Source organism: Vreelandella olivaria, assembly GCF_023507745.1.
In the GTDB taxonomy this organism is placed as follows: domain Bacteria; phylum Pseudomonadota; class Gammaproteobacteria; order Pseudomonadales; family Halomonadaceae; genus Vreelandella; species Vreelandella olivaria_A.
In genome coordinates this window covers 35626-55749 of record NZ_JALPZO010000172.1, presented here as the reverse complement: position 1 = coordinate 55749, position 20124 = coordinate 35626, and the positions used below count along the sequence as shown (strand labels likewise).

Below are 20124 nucleotides of genomic sequence, written 5' to 3'. Positions count from 1 at the left end.
TGCCCGTGCTGTGGTCATCAGTTGTGTCTGTTTGCCACCCTATCATAGTGTTGTGGGACGCCTGTCTGAGTACCCTTAACCTATCCGATAGGGTGGAAAAATACACGGTGCGCTCAACTCCTGTTCACGCGTTAACCATTAAAACTCTTCCCACTGCGGTTCCGCAGTACGCGGTTGAGTAATCGCTGGTGTTTTTGACTTCATAGGCGGGCGTTGCAACGGTGCTGCTGGTGTTGAAGAGAGGGAGGCGCGTCCAGAGTGGTTTAATTTAAAGGTCATTACCAACTCGGCCAATCGAGCTGCTTCTTCTTCCAGGGCTGAGGAAGCGGTGCTGGTTTCCTCAACCAGAGAGACGTTTTCCTGGGTGGCGGAATCCATCTGCGCCACGGCAGTGCTAATCTGGCTAATGCCTGATTCCTGCTCTTTAGCGGCGAGTGCCAACTCCTGCATCATATCGGTAACACGCAGAATCGCCTGGTTTATTTCGTCCATGCTTTCTCCGTTTTTGAGCGCCTGGTTGGCGCCTTCGGCGATACGTGTAGAGATATCCTCAATCATTGTACGGATCTCTTTGGAAGAGTTTGATGTTTTGGTGGCAAGTGAACGAACCTCGCTTGCCACTACCGCAAAGCCTCGACCATGCTCGCCAGCCCGTGCAGCTTCAACGGAAGCGTTAAGTGCCAGGATATTGGTTTGGAACGCAATGGAGTCAATAACCTGGATGATCTCGTTCACTTTTTGGGAACTGGCTTCCAGATCCCGCATTAAGTGGTTGGTTTGCCCAGACTCCTGTTTACCGGTCTCTGCTTTGCGCGATGCATCCTGGGTGAGCAGTTCTGCCTGACTGGCGGTTTCAGCGTTCTGGCGCACGATGGAGGAAATTTCATCCATACTGGCAGCGGTTTGTTGTAAGGCGGCAGCCTGCTCTTCAGTACGCGAGGCCAGGTCCTGACTGCCGCTTGCGATCTGTTTGGAGCTGCTGGCAACCGCTTCACTGCTTTGATTTAACGTACTGATCATATCTTCCAGGCGGCTCTGCATATCATCCATGGCGCTATAAAGCCGGCCTATTTCATTCTTACCGCGATCATCAATATGGCTGGTCAGATCCCCCTTGGCGATATTCTCGCAAATTTGTACAGCACGTTGCAGGGGAGTAATGAAAATCCGATTAATAACCACTTGCATGGCAATATAAAGAATAATAGCAATAAGCAGAATGGTTCCTACGGTTATGCTGAATATGATACTTTCACGTACCGTATCAGCATAAATCTGTTCGCCTCTTTCAAAGGCGTAATTGTTGAACTGCTCAATTGCGTTACTGAAGGCAGGGAAGCGCTCGTTAATAGGGTCAAGGTGTTCCTCTAATGCTGTAAAGCGGCCATTGGATAAGTCGTTTCTAAGGCTTTCAGTCACTACATTATTATAACTCTGAACAATGTCGTCTATTAGTGGCCTGCGAGCCGAGTTGGGCGGTAGTTCAATATCAAGTAATGATTGTAGGCGTAGGTCAGCTTGGTTCAGGCTGTTTTGCGCTTCCTGAAGCGCCGTTTCAGCGCGACTGCTATTACCACTACTGTAATACTGAGCCATTCTGGCCAGCCTGACGCGCATTTCCATTAAATTCGTCTCAGCAGGGCTGGCAGCCTGGGCTTGTTGAGCATTTGTTTGATTAATTTCTGAGAGTAGCTGGGCCGCTTCCCTCTCTTCCTTGATACCCATACCGCCTACCAACACAATCATTGCCAATAGTATAAGTAATGCGCCCGTAATCATCTTTTTAACTGAGATGTTCCTCATTAAGCATCCTCCGAATTTACCCTACGTCTTTATTGACGTTTTGGGAAATTAGACGATAGCAATAAGAAATCGATTCAATAGGGAGAATTAAATTATCATAAGGTGTGAGATCCAAGGTTGGGAATTAACCATGTGGGTGTATAGTTAAATATTTTGTTTAATTTTCTTTGAATACCTTGTTTTGTTTTTGTTGTTAAATATGAGAATTTTTCGTTAGTTATTGTTTTTATTGTATTTTGTGAGTGCTACATTGGCGGGTTGGCACGTATCGCAAGCGTTACCCTGTGTCACCAGGCAGTGGGGCAACGTTCTGGTATGTAAACGGTGCTGGTTGCAGGCTTTTACTGTGCGTTAGTGAATTTATAATGCTTTGTACATCACGTAGGTATCGACTAACCCATGTTTTGCATGTCTGAAAGCGTTGGGAACCGTCCCGACAATATCAAAGCCAAGACGTTGCCATAGTGCGACGGCAACTTCATTGGTTGCGACGACGGCGTTAAACTGCATCGCCTCAAACCCCAGTTCACGTGCGGTCTGTTGGGAGTGCTGGCACATGCTGCGGGCAACCCCTTTGCCACGTGCAGCAGGGGACACCATATAGCCACAGTTGCATACGTGTTTTCCGGGGCCGGCAGCATTGGTTTTTAAATAGTAAGCACCTAACAACTGGCCCTGGTTATCTTTTACCGCAAAGGTGACTTTAGGGACGCTACACCACAAGTGGTAGGCATCAGCCAAGGTAATGTCGGGATCTATGGCGTATGTTTCTTCAGCCGCCACAATCGACTGGAAAGCAGGCCAGAATGTAATGAAATCTGCATAGGTCATTGGCGTGTAGATCAGCGGAGACATAGGTAGTATTTCCAGCAATAATGGAATGCATGGCAAAGGCTGCGTTAGCCACTCCAGGTTCATCAACGATGCGTGGGCACGCGACTCATTTGTTAATGGCTGTGGCTAAAACGGTAGACAATGCAATTTCATGGTCTCTTCAAACAACGACCATCGTGACAGTAGCAAGTAGGGGGCGCATTTGCCCCCCTCACATGCCATTGATATCCAGCTGTACACTTACCGCATTACCTCCGCAACGATTTCATAGCTACGGACGCGGTCGGCGTGATTGTAGAAGTCACTATTGAGCATTAATTCATCGGCGCCTGTACGTACTTGAAACTCTTCCAGCCCTGCCTTTACGGTGTCATGTCCGCCAATAATGGCGGCGCCCAAAAACTGCCCCACCTGTGCCTGCTCAACCGGATTCCAGTCCAAGTGCTCAACCGGTGGCTGAGATTGAGTAGGCTTACCGCGAATCAGGTTGAGAAATTTCTGCTGGGCTGTGGTGGCCAGGTAGTGCGCCATGGCATCGTTTTCCGCCGCGATGACGGGCAGGCCAACCATGACGTAGGGCTTGGAGAGATGCTCCGATGGGCGGAAATTATCACGGTAGAGCCTCAGTGCTTCAAATAAGTAGCCCGGCGCAAACTGTGCCGCAAAGGCAAATGGCAAGCCAAGCCTGGCTGCCAGTTGGGCGCTATAGCCGCTGGAACCCAGCAGCCAGATGGGTACGTGAGTGCCTTGTCCTGGTACCGCTTTGACCTGCTGATGGGGTTCGGCTTCACTTAAATAGCGGCGCAGCTCATCAAGCTGTTCGGGGAAGTCGTCTACACCTGCCTGCATGCTTCGCCGCATGGCGCGCATAGTGGCGCCATCTGAGCCGGGCGCCCGGCCAAGGCCCAAATCGATACGGCCGGGATAGAGGGTTTCCAGCGTTCCGAACTGCTCAGCGATTACCAGCGGGGGATGATTGGGAAGCATAATTCCACCACTACCAACGCGCAGGGTGGTGGTTTGACCGGCTACATGGCCAATCAGCACGGCGGTTGCTGCGCTGGCAATACCCGCAATATTGTGATGCTCCGCCAGCCAGTAGCGCGTATAGCCGAGCTGCTCTATCCGCTGTGCCAATTCAACCGTCTGGTGAAAAGTTTCGGCAGCTGTGCCGCCCTGGCGAATAGGTGCTAGATCCAGCACAGAAAGAGCGGGGGTGGCGAGTTGGCTCATGGGTCACCTGCATTGCTAACGATGTGGCGTACTAGGTTAATTAGCACGCTTGGTAATAGAACGTTATGCGGGCGGGTAGGGATAAATGCAAGGCATTGGCGCCAGCGATTGGGTTATTCGGTCGGTGTGGGGCGAATAAGTATTTCATTAACATCCACGTGGGCTGGTTGGGCCAGGGCGTAGATGACTGCGTTAGCAATATCCCGATCTTTAAGTGCATACTCCGGAGGCTCGTCAAAGAAGGGAGTATCGACCATGCCTGGCTCAATCAAGGTGACACGCATGCCTGAACCGCGTAACTCCTCCCGCAAGTTATAGCCTATACCGGTGACGGCCCACTTGGTTGCGCTATACATTGAGCCAGGGATTGTTGTACGGCCAGCCGCTGAACCGGTAAGTAGTATATGCCCTTTACTGCGTTTTAACGCTGGCAGGCACGCTTGTATCGTGAGCCCTACCCCGTAGATATTAGTGAGTATCATCTCTCGCCATGTATTGTGGTCGGCGTTACTAAAGCCGCCAGGGGTGCCGCCGCGTCCTGCGTTGGCAAAAACGGCATCCAGGCGCCCAAAGGTCTCCAAACACTGTTCCACCATGGCTTTCTGCTGCGCCATATCGGTGACATCCAACTCACAGGCGAGGGTGTTTTCCGGCCCCAGCTCTTGGGATAGGGTGGTTAATTTATCAGCAGAGCGGGCAGCAAGCACCAGCTGGTAGCCCTCGCGTGATGCAGCGCGTGCAGTGGCAGCACCGATGCCGCTTGAGGCGCCAGTGATCAGCAGTACGCGGTGTTGCATTGGGTTGCGCTCCTTGCTCATCCAAATGGGTTAATAATCAGCATGGTCAATGAGCGCAAATCTTGCAAACAAGGTCTGGTAATGACCTATGACCTAGCGCATGTGTTTTTCCTCTTTACGCTGCAGCATGGCTGAAAGGTCAAGAATAGACTGTGCCATATCGGCCATGCTTTTACTTTGATCCATCGACGTTTTGCGCAGAAATTGATAGGCCTCCTCTTCTGTCATCGCCTGGTGAGCCATGATTAGCCCTTTGGCGCGTTCAATCAGTTTGCGTTCGCGCAGTGCCTTACGGGTGTTTTCCAGTTCATCGCTAAGGCCCTGCAGGCGGCTGGAGTGTGCATGGGTGAGCTCAATCAGCGAACGACCCAGTGGAGAGGTTAAAGCGTTGGCCGTCAGGTCACCTAATGGTTGCGTGGCGCTTAATGCCAGCAACTGTTCGCAGGGGGCTGGAACGTGTTGGCTGGGCTCTGCTTTAAGCTGTTCAAGGTCTGATTGTGCCGTGGCTATTTTGCGGTGGCACAATGCCGCTAACTGAGAGTTAAGCGTGTCTTCCACCTCTTTGATACTATCAATACGAAGCGTGGTGAGCTCGTACCACGTTTCGCCCAGTGTGTCGCCGATAGCCGTTTGGTGTTGAGTGCGCTGGCAGGCGATATCGCGAAGCTGATTGATACCTGCCAGTGTGCGTTGAGAGAGCGTCTGATGCCAGGAACGCTGTGCCTCGGGCGTGGCAAATTCGACAAAGGTGTCGAAGCAGCGCTGTTGGTCATGAACCAGTTTGTTGAGTAGCTCGCGATGCGCATTATCGAAATGTCCATGGGTAAAGCCGAAGGCTCCACAGGCACGTTCTTGGCCTGCCAGTTCTTTACCCTGCATGAGGTGAAAAATGGCGACCAGCGCCCGGGTGACGTCCAGGTCTGCGGAGGTGTCCGCAGCTTCAAATACAATCGCGAGCAATCCACTGATTAAGTGGTTAAATGCCTGAGTCGCTGCATCAGGGGAAATGGCAAATGTGTCAATGGCGCGTCGCAAGGTATCGAGATCGTCCAGCGCCAGCCATACCGTTGCGATGCGTCTCAGCAGGCGGGCAGTTGCCTGGGGCCTGGCCTCCTGGCTGAGCGCTTCCAGTCGCTGACGCATCAGGGTTTCGGCTTCCTGACTATGTTGCACGTAACTCATTCGCCGGGTTTTAAACCGTTTGCCTCTTGACGCCAGGTAGATGGTTGAAGCGCCCCGTTCACGCTGTAGTACATGGATAAAGCGGCTTATGTCGCCGACGATTTCTGACGTGGTGGCTAAGTGACGTAAGTTGTCGATATCGCAACGCAGGGCGGTTAATAGCAGGTGTTGGGCTGAAGACATAACAGTTTCCTTATTACTCGCCGCCTGACATGGGCCCCCTCTGGAGACGTTAACCCGCTAAAGGGGAGGGCAGAGACGCAACGCAGTCCACTTGTACTCCATGGACAGATTCACGCCTGTTACCGTTCGTGGAAGAAAAGGCAATTAATTCGCCAGTGGCGTTCTTATAGATGTAAATCAGCTCGTTATAGTCGTTGGATGAGCTGATTGGAAGCGGGGCGTATTTTTTTATGCCCCAAATGGGGGCAGTGTAAATTTGGGTATGTCAGGACATGCGAGTGGTTTGTCAGTGTAAATAAACGGCATCGATATCCAGTGTTGAGTAGTTGCCCAGTGCTTTGAAATGCTCTGCAAGCCAGCGCTCAGCCGCCGCTCGCCCTTGTTCGAATAAATGGCAGAGAAAAGGCCACTCAGCATTCATTTTGCTGGAAACAGAGAGGCTTTCAAGCGCCTGTTCGCCGCTAATTCGGTGAAAAAGCGCTTGCTGGTAACAGTTCTCAATCCCCTGTTCATCCAGCGCGTGTTTCAGTAGGGCGATCATGCGGACTTCTTTGATCAGTGCTGCGTTGAACGTGATTTCGTTTAAACGGTTCATAATGGCAGAGGCTGATGTGGGTACATCGTCTCGGCTGATGGGGTTGATCTGCACAAGCATGATATCCCGGGCACTACACTCTTCCATTAATGGAAACAGCGCTGGATTCCCCATGTAACCCCCATCCCAATAGGCTTCTCCATCTATTTCAACCGCTTGAAACATGAAGGGTAGGCAGGCCGATGCCATGACGGCATCAAGGCTCATCTCTTCACGGCGAAATACATGCTGCTTTCCAGTGCGGACGTTGGTTGCAGCGACAAAAAGCTTCAGCTGTTCACAGCGTCGTACCCGTTCAAAATCGATATGTTCGGCGACAATATCACGCAGCGGGTTGAGGTTGAGCGGGTTCAACTGATAGGGCGATACCAGACGGCTCATCAGGTCCATCGCGATATAACCGGGGGAGTGATCAAGGCTCCAGTTACCTGTCAGTATATCCAGGGGAGAGCGTCGGATAGGGCTTGCCATACCGGCCCGGCTGACTGCCTGCCAAAAATCATGCAGTGCCTGGCGAGCGGTTTGCTTGTCGCCGCGGGTGAGAGCGTCGGCCATCACGACACCATTCATGGCGCCTGCGCTTGTACCGCTAATCCCTTCGATCTCAATACGCTCATCTTCTAAAAGTCGGTCAATGACACCCCAGGTGTAGGCACCATGCGCACCACCGCCCTGTAATGCGAGATCCAGCTTTTTAGTTTGCAACATATATCCCCTTGCCCAGTGCGTTAGAGAAAACGGTTACTTGGTTAGCATGGCATAAAAGTCAACACCACGCGCGCTTGGCAGGGGTACTTACTCTGAGGGAGCCGCCACTATTTTCCTTGTACATGGTTTGGCACTCACCGCAATCGATCGCTTTATCCTGTTACGTTATTGCCAGGCCAGTTGCCTGGAATCATGACTGGTACAGTGAAAGAAGGTGGAGGTGGCTAGCCATTCTTCATCAGGGTAGTACGCAAACACATACTGGCTTTCTTTTAGGCTATCAATTAATGGGTAAGTAATATCTTCACGTACTGCCGGGCAACCATGGCTTCGACCAAGTCGGCCGGTTTGGGTAATAAAGTCTTCGCTAACGTAGTCGGCACCATGGATAACGATAGCGCGCTCAAAGGCAAGATCATTTATCTCTGGCTCTAAACCGTCAAGACGCAGCGAGTAGCCGTTACGGCCATAATAGCTGTTCATGGTTCGAAAAAGCCCGATACTGGACTGATGACTCTCGGGAGTGTTGGAAAATACTTCCGCCCTGGCATCTCCAGAACCCTGCCCGTGGGAAACCAGTTCTTCGAACAGTAATGCGTGGCGATGCAGATCAAATACCCACATGCGTGGCTCGGTAGAGGGTAGGGAATAATCTATAACTGCCAGACGCTCGGCTGAGGGGTCGGCACAACTAAGTGCTTTGGCGGCGAGGCGTAGTGCTTGCGGTGTGGCGGATGGAGCCAACTGGAGCAATTGATGGTGCAAGGGAGAAATACCCGGTGGTGGCGCGGCGCCTAACTGGGAAAAAAAATTTGTCGCGTGGGAGGGAAGACTAAATAACATGACTGGTAGCGAAAGCAGTACAGTAGGCGCACACAAACGAATCAACATGGAGCGTAATCCTTGTAATAGAAGCGATGACGGATAAAAGTAAACAGCTATGCTAAAAAGTCACCTGACCGAATAATGGGAGCAATCAGTACAAACGATGCGCAGAACAGTGATGTATCGAGTATTGATGCATGATAACGCAAGGAGGGGCGATGAACGAGAAGCAGTTACTAAGACGATGGGCGACGGGGGCAGTGCTATGTCTGACGCTGGCTCAGTCACCTTATGTCATTACCGGTGCTCATGCCGCATCAGGGCCGTTACAGCAGGCATTAGACCAGCACTTGTCTGCACAATCGACAGCTCGTTTACCGGTTGAGGGGTTCTACCAGCAACATGGTGGAAAGCCTGTCTGGCAAAATCTCATCATGGTCGAAGCGTTGGTCAGTGCACTGAATGGCCTTGAAGATGACGGCCTAACCCCTCATGACTATGCCGCCCATACCTTACTTGACGATTTTCGTATCAGTCAGCAAGCCGGTGCTGATGCCCAGGCGAGATTTGATATTCAGGCAACGCAGTCCTTGCTGTTAGCGCTTGAGCACCTGTCACGAGGTAAAGTGAATCCCCGCGATGTGGAATCCAACTGGGATATTCCACGTCCTGAAAGCCGTTACTCAATGCTGCGTGTGGTCCACGCCGTTGAAAACGCTGATATAAAGAGTGCCTTTGCTTTAGCGCGCCCGGCATCAACTGAATATAATCAGCTACGTGAGGCATTAAGCTATTATCGCCACCTTGATACCCAGGGCAGTGTGCCCTATTTGGCGGGTAGAGATGACTCATTGCGCCCCGGTGATACAGGTAACGATATCATCGTGTTACGCCAGCGACTGGCGTTGTGGGGGGAAGCTAACATATTGCCGGCCGATAGCAGTGCTTATCCCATGATTGGTGTGCAGTCAGCCAGCATCGACCGCCATGCGTTCGATGCGGACCTGGAAAGTGCTGTTAGACGTTTTCAACGTCGTCATCAGTTGCAGGATGATGGAATTGTTGGTGAGAGAACACGGTTAGCCCTGAATACGCCAGTGGCATCGCGCATCGATCAGCTGCGTGTCAACTTGGAACGGGCGCGCTGGATTGAGCCTACGCGGACCAGCCAGCCACAAGTGTGGGTGGATATTGCCGGTTACCGGCTGCATTACGTGCGGCCTGATGGGCAGCACTGGGATGCCCGGGTAGTGGTGGGGACACCGCGGCGGGAAACGCCAATTATTCATTCGTCAATCAGCCATCTGACGGTGAATCCCAGTTGGACTATCCCGCCCACAATAATGCGCGAAGATGTACTGCCGCGCATAAGGCGAGATCCAGGCTATCTGGCACAGCACAATATTCAGGTATTGAGTCCATCGGGAGAGCGTCTGGATGCCGAGACGATTGACTGGCAGCGACCGGGAGGCATTATGCTGCGCCAGGTGTCGGGGAGTGCCAACCCACTTGGCCGCGTAGTGGTGCGGTTTCCAAACAATGACATGATTTACCTGCACGATACGCCGTCACGTGGCCTGTTCCAGCGAGAGCAGCGAGCACTCAGTTCCGGCTGTGTGCGGGTGGAGGGAGTGCTGGAGTTTGCCCAAATGCTCTTACAGGATACCGGCAGTCGTTATCAGCTCAATGCGTTGCTCAATAGCGGCGGTAGTGACCAGAATGTGCATTTGCCGCAACGTATCCCGGTGGCTCTGCATTATCTGACGGCGTGGCCGAATACCCAGGGAGAGGTTGAGTTCCGTGATGATATTTATCACCGTGATGCGGCGTTGTTGAGAGCTTTATCAGGAACGGTTTAAAGGCTACCCAGAAGAACGATGAAAACACTAACGCCGCCCCATAATGTGAGGCGGCGTTAGTGTTCAATAATGGTGTTTACTGATTGCTCTCTTCGCGTTGGTAGTTAGCCACGTTGATGGTTCCTGTCTCGCCACTTTCCAGTGCCGCCAGCATTGGTTCTGCATGACGCTGGAAGGCAATCAGGGTATCCCCGCTCAAGCTGGTGTTTTCAGGCAGGTCAACGGTCATTGCATTCACCGGTGTGTTATTAACGATGACCTCATAGTGCAGGTGAGGGCCGGTACTGCGCCCAGTATTACCTGACAGTGCAATACGCTCGCCCATTTCAATGCGGTCACCCTGGTTTACCAACGGACGGGAAAGATGCAGGTAGCGGGTGCGGTATCCATTGTCATGACGTACCACTATATAGCGACCGGCTGCATGGTGGTTGCCCACCCGCTCGACCCGGCCATTTGCTGGCGCCACCACTGGAGTGCCAATGGGCATCGCAAAATCGGTACCGTTATGCGGGCTGACGCGGCCAGTAATTGGGTGCAAACGGCGTGGGTTGAAGTTGGAGCTGAGACGGTAATTGCCTTCAAAGGGATAGCGGGCAAAGGCCGGATCCAGGCTGTTACCTTCTGGGGTATAGAAGTTGTCGTCGGAGGCATTGCGCACCACGGTCAAATCCATACGCTCCCCTTCATACTTAACCGCGAGTACCCGGGAGTCCAGGGTTTCGCCATCAATCATGTCGGACTCAACCAGAACCTGGAAACGGTCTCCGCGGCGGCTGTCACGACGAAAATCGAGTTTCTTCTCAAGCAGGCGAGTCAGTTCGGTAACCGAGCTGCTGGTTAAACCTGTTGCCTGTGCTGAGCGGGCAAAACTACCGCTGACGCTGCCTGCGTAAAGCCGTTGTACCGGCTCACCCTGGCGCTCAATGGCCGTAATGGCAAACTGCTCGTCATCACGCTCTAACAAAACACCCTCGCGGGTATTCTTCATCATGCGCAAAGTCAGCAAGCGTCCATTTTCATCTAACTGGTAATCAAAGCTATGGCCTGCACGCCAATGGGTAAGCATACGCGGGTCAGGCAGGTCATCCAGTAGGGCGAGCACTTCACTATAGCCGAGGCCCAGCTCATTTTGAGCCAGTACGGCGAAGGTTTCGCCAGACTCGACTAAATGAGTTTCCCATTGAGGGACGAAGGACTCTTCTGCGGCAAGCTCAAGTTCAAGAAAAGAGATATCGCCGAATAGCTCAGTGCCATAATCTTCGTAGGAAGTGGCATCAGCCATCTCGACAGAAGAGGTATCATCAATATTGAGCATACCGCTTGAAAGGGTGCCTACCACGACAGCCATATGGAGTGCGCCGTCATCCAGTTCAACGCCTAGCTGTGCACTTTCTGCCAGAGAAGCTTCCGCACTGGTAATTACGTCCAGATCCACAATTTCTGTGGCAGTCAAATCGCTAAGTGGTATGTGTTCTCTGGTGGCGTCAATAGCGCGGGAGGCGCGATCGATCGCTTCTGCAACGGGGGTGCGCTCTTGGCGTAATGACGGTACACCAGGTGCAGAGTCACTGGGGAGCGGTACTAACACGCTCTCCAGCGGTGTATGAGGTTGATTTAAGTCTTGATACGTCGTTATTAGCTTTTGTGTGCCCAGCACAGTGACCATAGTTGCCACTGGTAACAGTAATAATTTATGCGTGCGGGGCAGCGAATGAAGGATTCGCAACATGGGTAAATGGGCCGCCAAGTTCGTGATAAAAAAAGTAACATGAAAGTAACCAAGCCCAGGAACCATACCCCATGAGGCATAGAGTGGATAGACTGTATATTTATACACAAAATATACTTCCGTCCAAAAACGGAAATATTCAGTAAACATCACCATTTATGAACGCTGTTTGCTAACGAAAGTAACTGACACCATCACTTGCGTCACGTCAAAAAACAGGCGTTTTTTCTTTACCAAAAGTAAAGCACATAAATACACTATCTTTCTTCAATCCTGGACATTTGTTGAGGATTGAGAGCTATGTGTATAGTTTCTGTCCAATTAATTAGGCTTTTGTAACCATATTTTAAGGTTGGAACACTGAATATAGTGGTGTGGGCACGGGGGGACGTCGCATTTGGGATAGCAGATCTTATTGTTATTACAGAGCTAATAATAGTTAGTTGGCTAAGGGCTTCGCTTTGAGACTCCCATGTTACCATGAGTGTCAATAGTGGCGATAAAATTAATAAATGTCGCTATTTTATTTTTGTAAAAAAAAGTTACTTTTGTTTTCTTTTTGTGTTCTTTGCGTGGTGGGGCATGCTTTCGGGGCGATTGAGTTCAGAATATCGTTTTAAAACATAGGTAAGGGCTGTGTTGATAATGATGTGTGGTCGTAATAATAACGCTAAGGACAAGGCCATGATGATGAGGCAGTCAGCCAGATAAGAAAGTCATTGAGTTTTTACAACCTATTGAATACTAATAGTTAATTTTCTTTTTCGCTGACTGGGGGGAACTGCCTGCAACTCACATTCTCCACCCTATAGCGGGTCTCCATGATACCTCTGTTGCCTGTTTTACAACCAGATAGTTGTTTACAGACAAGTACTCGCCGCCGTTTCCTGGCATTCTAGTGAAGTTTTTTCGAAGATTGAGCGGATTATTTCGCTGTTTAGCGTCGAGGAAATCGAAATGTCTCGGGTAACACTTGCACAATGGCAGATGCTGGCCGCCGTAGTGGATCATGGCGGGTTCGCGCGTGCGGCAGAAGCCGTTCACAAAAGCCCCTCCACGCTTAACCACGCGGTACATAAATTAGAAGAGCAGCTTGGCGTACAGGTGTTGGAACCTGTGGGCAGGCAGGTGCGCTTAACAGAGGCGGGCGAGCTACTGCTGCGCCGCGCCCGTCAGCTAATCGAGAGTGCTGCTTCCCTGGAGGATGTTGCCTCACGCCTGGCGGCTGGCCTTGAAGCGGAAGTTGTGGTGGCGATTGATCAGGTATTTCCAGCGGCTGCCCAGGCAAAAGCGCTTGAGCGCTTTTCGGAAACGTATCCCCAGGTCAGAGTGCAGCTCCACGAAAGCGTACTCAATGGTGGAATTGAAATGCTTTACGATGGCCGGGCGGACTTGGTGGTATCTGGTATCGAAGCGCAAGGTTTTTTGGGGGAGCCGTTAGTTACAGTGCGGTTTGTGGCCGTTGCGCACCCACGCCACCCATTGCACCTGTTGGGGCGTCCGTTGGACCTTCGCGATCTATCTCAGCATCGTCAGTTAGTGGTGCGTGATTCAGCTTTGCGCCAGTCCACCAATGCAGGATGGTTGAAAGCGGAGCAGCGCTGGACCGTCAGTCATCTTAATACATCGCTGGATATGCTGAAGCGGGGATTGGGGTTTGCCTGGATGCCGGAAACCCGCATAGAGGATGAACTGGCCAAGGGAGAGTTAAAGCCACTGCCATTGGCAGCGGGTGGGATTCGAGAAGTACCTGTGCAAATGATCTTCAGGGATCGTGACCGTGCTGGCCCTGCCGCTCATGCCATGGCACACGCTTTGAAGCAGTCGGTGATGGAGCTTTGCGCTAATGATTCGATTCTCTCGAACGAAAAACCGTAAAACATCTGCTTGAGCATCCACTGAGCGGGCGTATGCTGCATAACAAAGAGAGCAATGCTTGCAACTTTTATCAGGAGGCGCCCGATGGGTTTGCTTGTTAACGGCAAATGGCACGACCAATGGTACGACACTGAAAAGCACGGTGGCGAATTTGTTCGCGAATCCGCTCAATTAAGGGATTGGGTCGGCAATTCATCTGATACTGCGGGTCAGTGCTATCCTGCTGAAAAAGATCGCTATCATTTGTATGTATCATTCGCCTGTCCGTGGGCACACCGTGTGTTGATCATGCGCAAACTCAAAGGGCTTGAGTCGCTGGTTGGTGTCTCTCATGTGAGCCCGCTGATGCTCGATAAAGGCTGGACCTATCATGTGGATGAAGGCTCCAGTGGTGATCCGGTTAATAATGTGGATTACCACTACCAACTGTATACCATGACGAACCCAGACTATACCGGGCGAGTGACGGTTCCCGTTCTATGGGATAAACAGCGCAGCGCGATTGTAAATAATGAGTCAGCGGAGCTGTTGCGTATTTTTAATCGCGGGTTTGATGAGCTGACCGGTAATGATCTGGATTTCTATCCGCAAGATCTGCATAGTGTTATCGATGAAATCAATGACGGTGTTTACGACCATATCAACAATGGCGTCTATAAATCGGGGTTTGCCACTGAGCAGAGTGTTTACGAAAGGCACGTCTACGCGCTGTTTGAAGCCCTGGAGAGAGTCGAAGCACGTCTGGGTGACAATCGCTACCTGGCAGGAGAGTGGTTAACCGAAGCCGATATACGTTTGTTCACCACGTTAATTCGATTTGATGCTGTCTACTACGGCCATTTCAAATGTAACTTTAAGCGTATTGAAGATTACCCCAACCTTGCCAACTATGTGCGCGAGATTTACCAGTGGCCCGGCGTGGCGGAAACCGTCAATATGGATCACATAAAGCGTCACTATTACTACAGCCATGATACGATTAATCCAACGCGCATTGTACCGGCAGGGCCTTTACTGGATTTTCAGCGCCCGCATGATCGGGAGCGCCTACCTGGGCAAGGTGTACGCCGCCATAGCTAAGAAAACAATTGGCGGTACCCTCCAACTGCTGATCGCCAATAACATAAAGTGCCACCCGATAAGGATGGCCCTTGAGACTGCTGACAAAGTAGATAAGTGGTCTCGAGTAACCCTATGCGGGGGCGCTATTAACCCATCCGTGGGCGCTACTTTCGCCGTCCCTGGCGCAAGACCCCCGCTACGAGTTACTCGATACTATGCCAAGAAGCGAGGAAAAGGGTTTGTCATCAACCTGAAGGGCCACCCGATAAGGGTGGCCCTTTGTGCTATAGATGGTGAGATACCACCTGAGCTAGTCGATGACAGAGTTATGTCATGCCCTACTGGTTAACTGCGTCGCGGGTGGACTGCCAGGCACTCTGTGCGCCATCGCGGGTTGTTTCCCAAGCCTCGCGGGCACTCGCCTTGGTTTGCTCCCACCAATCGCGATCATAGGCGGGGAAAGATTCCACTTCTTCAGACGTGGCGTTCAAAAGGATACGGTGTTCAGTATCGCCGTCACCTTCTGTATGCGTTTCCAGCGTGAAATAATCAGTGCCAACCACGATTTCACGGCCACCCAGGCCCAGCACTGATCCGCTTTCAACGACGATGGCGGTAATGCGCATCTCCTCATCGAATAAAATATTTTCTACTTCACCGATCTCTTCGCCAGAGCCACCTGCAAAATAGACGTCAGCATCCAGGATATCTTCAGCGGAGTACATTCCCTGCGGTTGGTCTGATGCCTGCACCCCAAAGGCCAGACTGCCAAGAAGTAGGGTACCAACGGCGGTGGTCAGAATAGATTTATGCATAGCTTCTCTCCATGTTGCTACGTGATGTGCGCCAAAATCTCTTAATGATTACAGACCGCTTGCCCAGTCGTCGGCGCGCTTGTCAGCTTCTTCTTTTGTGAGACCGTATTTCTGTTGCAACTTACCAACCAATTGATCTTTTTTGCCGCCAATCTGTTCCAGCTCATCATCGGTGAACTCACCCCAGCTTGAGCGAGCCTTACCCTTCACTTCCTTCCATTTACCTTCAATTTGATCCCAGTTCATCATCTAGCTCCTTGATGTTAGTGAACGTATTGAAGCACTTCCTAGGTTAGACGAAATATGAACAAGTGCAAGTTCAAGGGTTTAGTATGGGTAAAGTAAAAAAACTGGCAAGAAGCCATTTGCGGTGTTAGGATGCGCGCTCCTCGCATGTGTTGACCCCTCCATCACGACGATAAGCGTTTACCTGCGTAGTAACATATACGCACTGGCGCTTGCGGGAACATCTCGCCAACTGCAGATGTTCATTGCTGTGAAGATGGCGCGCCTCCAGCATTTCACCAAACGGGTGAAATCGGCGCAGAAGGTCGCCACAGCGGTTGGCCCGCTATAACGATAGTGGTGTTGCCACCGAATGCTAGGTGCGACCGGCGTCTCCGACTCCACTGATGACGATATCCGCTTGACGGAGTCTTTTTTCGATGATGTTCCAACACATCGATAACAGAGTCAGGGACGCTTACGATGTTTTTTGCCGGTACAGCCGGCCTACCAAGGTGTGATTAATGACCTCGACTTCTGTCGCCTCGCCGAGCTTCGGCGATCTGGCTCTATTGCCTGCCGTTCTGTCTGCTGTTGAAGCACAGGGCTACGAAATTCCGTCTCCTATTCAGGCGCAAACTATTCCCGCGTTGTTGGAAGGCCGCGATATGCTGGGCCAGGCACAAACGGGCACCGGTAAAACTGCTGCGTTTGCGTTGCCATTGCTGTCACGTTTGGAAATCCAGCGCCGTGAGCCCCAGGTGCTGGTGTTGGCACCAACCCGTGAACTTGCTCAGCAGGTTGCCGTTTCATTTAGTAAGTATGGTCAGAATCTTCAGGGGCTTGAAGTGGCTACCCTGTGTGGCGGCCAAGAGTACCGTGAGCAGTTAGGCGCCTTAAAGCGCGGCGCTCAAGTGGTTGTGGGCACCCCTGGCCGGGTGATTGATCACCTTGACCGCGGTAGCCTGAAGCTGGATGGCCTATCCGCACTCGTGCTGGATGAAGCTGATGAAATGCTGCGTATGGGCTTTATCGACGACGTTAAACGCGTGGTTGCCGATACCCCGAAAGATGCTCAGCGCGTATTCTTCTCGGCTACTCTGCCGACTGAAATCGAGCGCATTGTTAATCGTTATCTGGTTAACCCGGTGAAGGTGGCGATTGAGTCGCGCACTACCACTGGTGAAAACATCGAGCAGCGCATTGTGCGTGTTGACGGTGGCGCCAAGCTGGAAGCGCTATCGCGCATTCTGGAAGTGGAGCCGGTGGATGCCGCTATTGTGTTTGTTCGTACACGAGCGGCCTGTACTACCCTGGTGGAGCAGCTGACCGCCCGTGGTGTTAATGCGGCTGGCCTGTCTGGCGACCTGGACCAGAGCTTACGTGAGCGCACGATTACGCGCCTCAAGCGTGGCAAGGTGGATGTACTGATCGCTACTGATGTTGCCGCTCGTGGCCTCGATGTACCGCGTATTACCCACGTTATTAACTATGACCTGCCCCAGGATGCGGAAGCGTATACCCACCGTATTGGCCGTACGGGTCGTGCAGGGCGTAGTGGTATCGCCATTACGTTTGCGGGTTTCCGTGAAGGCCGTAAAGTAGGCTGGATGGAGCAGGCAACCGGTCAGAAAATGACCGAAATGCCGCTGCCCGATGAGGCCGCTATTCGCGCCCACCGTGATGAAGTATTCCACCATCGCGTTGTGGCCGCCCTGACCAAAGGGGCTGAGGAGCAGCGTGCACTGGTTGAGCGTTTGGTCGAGGAAGGCCATGATGCTATCGAACTGGCGTGTGCGTTTGCTGCCATGGCTCGCGCTGATGAAGCGCCGATTGGGCGTCTGCAAGCGCCGCGTAAAGAGCGTGCTCCGCGCGATAGTGGTGGCAAGCCGGCTGGTCGCCGCGAGCGCTCAAGTGCACCCAGTGAAGGCATGACCCGCTACCGTGTTTCCGTTGGCCATAAAGATGGTGTTAAGCCTGGTCAGTTGGTGGGTGCACTGGCAAATGAAGGGGGGATTGAAGGTGCGCGTATCGGTCGTATCGATATTCGTAACGCCTTCTCTGTGGTTGAGCTGCCTAGCGGCCTGCCATCCACCATTCTGGCGAAAATGGCCCGTGCCCGTGTTGCTGGCCGTCCTCTGGAAATCAGCGAAGACCGTGCGCCTGAGCGCGCTCCACGCCGTCGTCGTGACGATGGTGATGCGCCGATCCGTCGCCGCGAACGCGCTTAAGTCGTTATGAGCGCCAATTGATGGTGCTTTGAAAACGCTAAATGAACGCGCTATCCCTTCATGCCTTATGGCATGGGGGGATTTTTTTTGGCTATTCTCACTACTATCAGTCAGCGCCCTTTTGAGGAGAAAGCGTGGAAGCACCACTGCACGAATGGGGCCTGGCCCCTAAACAGGCGATAGCACTGCAAACCGTGTTGGCCAAAAAAGTGGAGATCGCAGACCGTATCGACCCTGTGCAACACATTGCCGGGGTGGATATTGGTTTTGAGGAAGAGGGGACGATCACCCGGGCGGCCGTGGTGCTATTAAAGTGGGAGCCTGCCAAGGCACCATATCTAACGCTGGTTGAGCAGGTGGTACACCGGGAACCTACGCGCATGCCCTATATTCCAGGGCTGCTCTCTTTTCGTGAGATTCCCGCCGCGCTGGGGGCGTTTCAAAAACTCAGCACACTGCCGGAGCTGGTGATGGTGGATGGCCAGGGGATTGCCCACCCGCGGCGGCTGGGGGTTGCCGCTCATTTAGGGTTATGGCTGGATTTACCCACTATCGGCATTGCCAAATCCCGGTTGTACGGCAGGTACGCAGAGGTAGGGGAGCAGCGGGGAGACTGGGTGCCTTTAAATGCCCCAGGAGGTGATGTGATCGGTGCAGTGCTGCGCTCTCGTCACAATGTAAAGCCCGTGTTTGTATCCCCTGGGCACCGCCTTTCGCTTGAAACATCCCTGGACTGGGTAATGCGCTGTTTGGGGCGTACCAAACTGCCTGAGCCGACCCGTCTGGCGGATCGTCTGGCCTCAAGGCGAGGGCAGCAGCGATAGCGGATGATGGCATTATATAAAAGCCAGAAAGCGGCGTAATAGACTGGAGGCATCGTCTGTAGCCGTGATGGCGGATAACAGGGCTTCGGGGTCTTCCCCTTGAGCTTGGAGCGCGGATCGCTGCCGCTCAATATAAGCGCCCATGACCGGTTGGGTAAATTCGGGGTGAAACTGAACACTCCACTGGCGAGGCCCATAGCGCAATGCCTGGTGTGCATCGTGACTATTGTGGGCCAGTACTGTCGTGTTAGGCGGCAGTTGCATTACCGACTGTGCATGGGTCAAATGTGCCGGAAAGCACTCGGGTAGTTGTCCAAACAGCGGGTCCTGCTGGCCTGCGCGGGTTAGTCGTACCTGGTGTGTGCCAGATTCCCGCCCGGCTGGGTGGTAATCGCTGATCCCCCCCAGGGCGGCAGCCATTAACTGGTGCCCGTAGCAAACTCCCAGCATAGGGATATCTTCGGTTAACGCTTGCTGCAACCAGGGCTTAAGTGCCTCGCTCCACGGCTCCGCTTCGCTTACCATGCTATGGGAACCGGTAAGCATAACACCGGCCAGCGTTGACAGTGGGGGAAGAACCGCCGACTCCCGTGCATCCCACACGGTGAGCGTGAGGTGCTCAGGCAGTGCTGTGGAAAGCTGTTGTATAAATAGCTGCTCGAAGTCACCGTACTGGTTGACCACTTCCGGAAAAGCATCGCCGGTTTTAATAATGACTACAGAGGCCATAAATGTTCTCGTCGATAGATCGCAGCGGTGAAAGGATCATCTAACCCGTGCATTTCCCTGCTAAGCTGAATGTTTCAAAATACTATTAGGAGCCTGATATGCAACAAATAACCCGTGCTGGTGAGCCAATGGATGTTGCTGGAACTCTGCCCGTTCCAGGGCAAACCGCCCCGGCCATGACGCTGACGGATACTGATCTTAACGATGTTACGCTGGATACCTATCAAGGCAAGCGTAAAGTACTGAATATTATTCCAAGTGTCGATACACCAACTTGCGCTACATCAACCCGGCGCTTTAATGAGCTGGCCTCAGGACTGGAAAATACGGTGGTACTGGTAGTCTCTGCGGACCTGCCTTTTGCAGCGAAACGTTTTTGCGGGGCTGAAGGGCTTGATAATGTTAAAACGCTCTCTACGTTTCGCCACAGAGAGTTCCAAGAGGCATGGGGGGTGGCGTTGTGCAATAGCGCTATGGAGGGGTTGTGCGCCCGTGCGGTTGTCGTTCTGGACGCTGATAACCGCGTACTACACAGCGAACTGGTTAGTGAGCTGAAAAACGAGCCGGATTATGACGCAGCACTGGCAGCATTAAAAAGCTAGTGCAACG

17 protein-coding genes are annotated in these 20124 nt (G+C 52.4%); 6 read left to right on the top strand and 11 right to left on the bottom strand.

The window, feature by feature from the left end:
- Positions 1 to 138: 138 nt before the first annotated feature.
- The 7 genes from HP566_RS20290 to HP566_RS20260 all read right to left on the bottom strand — a co-directional run bounded on the left by HP566_RS20290 (position 139) and on the right by HP566_RS20260 (position 8226).
- A complete protein-coding gene (locus HP566_RS20290; protein ID WP_249979111.1) occupies positions 139 to 1803 on the bottom strand; it encodes a methyl-accepting chemotaxis protein in 1665 nt (554 codons plus the stop codon).
- A 360-nt stretch (positions 1804 to 2163) separates the two neighbouring features.
- Entirely contained in the window at positions 2164 to 2658 is a 495-nt protein-coding gene (locus HP566_RS20285; RefSeq protein WP_249979110.1) for a GNAT family N-acetyltransferase, read from the bottom strand.
- Positions 2659 to 2877: 219 nt separating this feature from the next.
- Entirely contained in the window at positions 2878 to 3870 is a 993-nt protein-coding gene (locus tag HP566_RS20280; RefSeq protein WP_249979109.1) for an LLM class flavin-dependent oxidoreductase, read from the bottom strand.
- 113 nt (positions 3871 to 3983) lie between these two features.
- Positions 3984 to 4667 (bottom strand): SDR family oxidoreductase, encoded by a 684-nt coding sequence (locus HP566_RS20275; protein ID WP_249979108.1) that lies wholly within the window; start codon positions 4665 to 4667, stop codon positions 3984 to 3986.
- 93 nt (positions 4668 to 4760) lie between these two features.
- Positions 4761 to 6032, bottom strand: coding sequence for a nitrate regulatory protein (locus HP566_RS20270; RefSeq protein ID WP_249979107.1), 1272 nt, complete (start codon positions 6030 to 6032; stop codon positions 4761 to 4763).
- 286 nt (positions 6033 to 6318) lie between these two features.
- Positions 6319 to 7335, bottom strand: coding sequence for a patatin-like phospholipase family protein (locus HP566_RS20265; RefSeq protein ID WP_249979106.1), 1017 nt, complete (start codon positions 7333 to 7335; stop codon positions 6319 to 6321).
- Between the two features lie 165 nt (positions 7336 to 7500).
- On the bottom strand, positions 7501 to 8226 hold the full coding sequence (locus HP566_RS20260) for a murein L,D-transpeptidase catalytic domain family protein (protein ID WP_249979105.1): 726 nt from the start codon (positions 8224 to 8226) through the stop codon (positions 7501 to 7503).
- Between the two features lie 152 nt (positions 8227 to 8378).
- On the opposite strand from HP566_RS20260, the gene HP566_RS20255 reads away from it, so the two are divergent.
- Positions 8379 to 10019 (top strand): L,D-transpeptidase family protein, encoded by a 1641-nt coding sequence (locus HP566_RS20255; protein WP_249979104.1) that lies wholly within the window; start codon positions 8379 to 8381, stop codon positions 10017 to 10019.
- 76 nt (positions 10020 to 10095) lie between these two features.
- Here HP566_RS20255 and HP566_RS20250 read toward each other — a convergent pair whose 3' ends face one another.
- Positions 10096 to 11751 carry a peptidoglycan DD-metalloendopeptidase family protein gene (locus HP566_RS20250; RefSeq protein ID WP_249979103.1) on the bottom strand — a complete coding sequence of 552 codons (1656 nt, stop codon included), beginning with the start codon at positions 11749 to 11751 and terminating at the stop codon, positions 10096 to 10098.
- Between the two features lie 957 nt (positions 11752 to 12708).
- Here HP566_RS20250 and HP566_RS20245 point away from each other — a divergent pair.
- Complete coding sequence (locus HP566_RS20245; protein WP_249979102.1) at positions 12709 to 13629, top strand: LysR family transcriptional regulator; 921 nt, start codon at positions 12709 to 12711, stop codon at positions 13627 to 13629.
- A gap of 84 nt (positions 13630 to 13713) precedes the next feature.
- Positions 13714 to 14709 carry a glutathione S-transferase family protein gene (locus HP566_RS20240; RefSeq protein ID WP_249979101.1) on the top strand — a complete coding sequence of 332 codons (996 nt, stop codon included), beginning with the start codon at positions 13714 to 13716 and terminating at the stop codon, positions 14707 to 14709.
- A 320-nt stretch (positions 14710 to 15029) separates the two neighbouring features.
- On the opposite strand, the gene HP566_RS20235 is transcribed toward HP566_RS20240, so the two are convergent.
- Positions 15030 to 15506, bottom strand: a complete 477-nt coding sequence (locus tag HP566_RS20235) for a PRC-barrel domain-containing protein (RefSeq protein ID WP_249979100.1) — start codon at positions 15504 to 15506, stop codon at positions 15030 to 15032.
- A gap of 48 nt (positions 15507 to 15554) precedes the next feature.
- On the bottom strand, positions 15555 to 15752 hold the full coding sequence (locus HP566_RS20230; protein WP_249979211.1) for a CsbD family protein: 198 nt from the start codon (positions 15750 to 15752) through the stop codon (positions 15555 to 15557).
- A 503-nt stretch (positions 15753 to 16255) separates the two neighbouring features.
- Here HP566_RS20230 and HP566_RS20225 point away from each other — a divergent pair.
- Positions 16256 to 17962, top strand: coding sequence for a DEAD/DEAH box helicase (locus HP566_RS20225; RefSeq protein ID WP_249979099.1), 1707 nt, complete (start codon positions 16256 to 16258; stop codon positions 17960 to 17962).
- Positions 17963 to 18096: 134 nt separating this feature from the next.
- Complete coding sequence (gene nfi / locus HP566_RS20220; RefSeq protein WP_249979098.1) at positions 18097 to 18786, top strand: deoxyribonuclease V; 690 nt, start codon at positions 18097 to 18099, stop codon at positions 18784 to 18786.
- Between the two features lie 12 nt (positions 18787 to 18798).
- On the opposite strand, the gene HP566_RS20215 is transcribed toward nfi, so the two are convergent.
- Positions 18799 to 19515, bottom strand: coding sequence for a glutamine amidotransferase (locus HP566_RS20215; RefSeq protein ID WP_249979097.1), 717 nt, complete (start codon positions 19513 to 19515; stop codon positions 18799 to 18801).
- Between the two features lie 98 nt (positions 19516 to 19613).
- On the opposite strand from HP566_RS20215, the gene tpx reads away from it, so the two are divergent.
- A complete protein-coding gene (gene tpx / locus HP566_RS20210; RefSeq protein WP_249979096.1) occupies positions 19614 to 20117 on the top strand; it encodes a thiol peroxidase in 504 nt (167 codons plus the stop codon).
- The last annotated feature ends 7 nt before the right edge of the window (positions 20118 to 20124 follow it).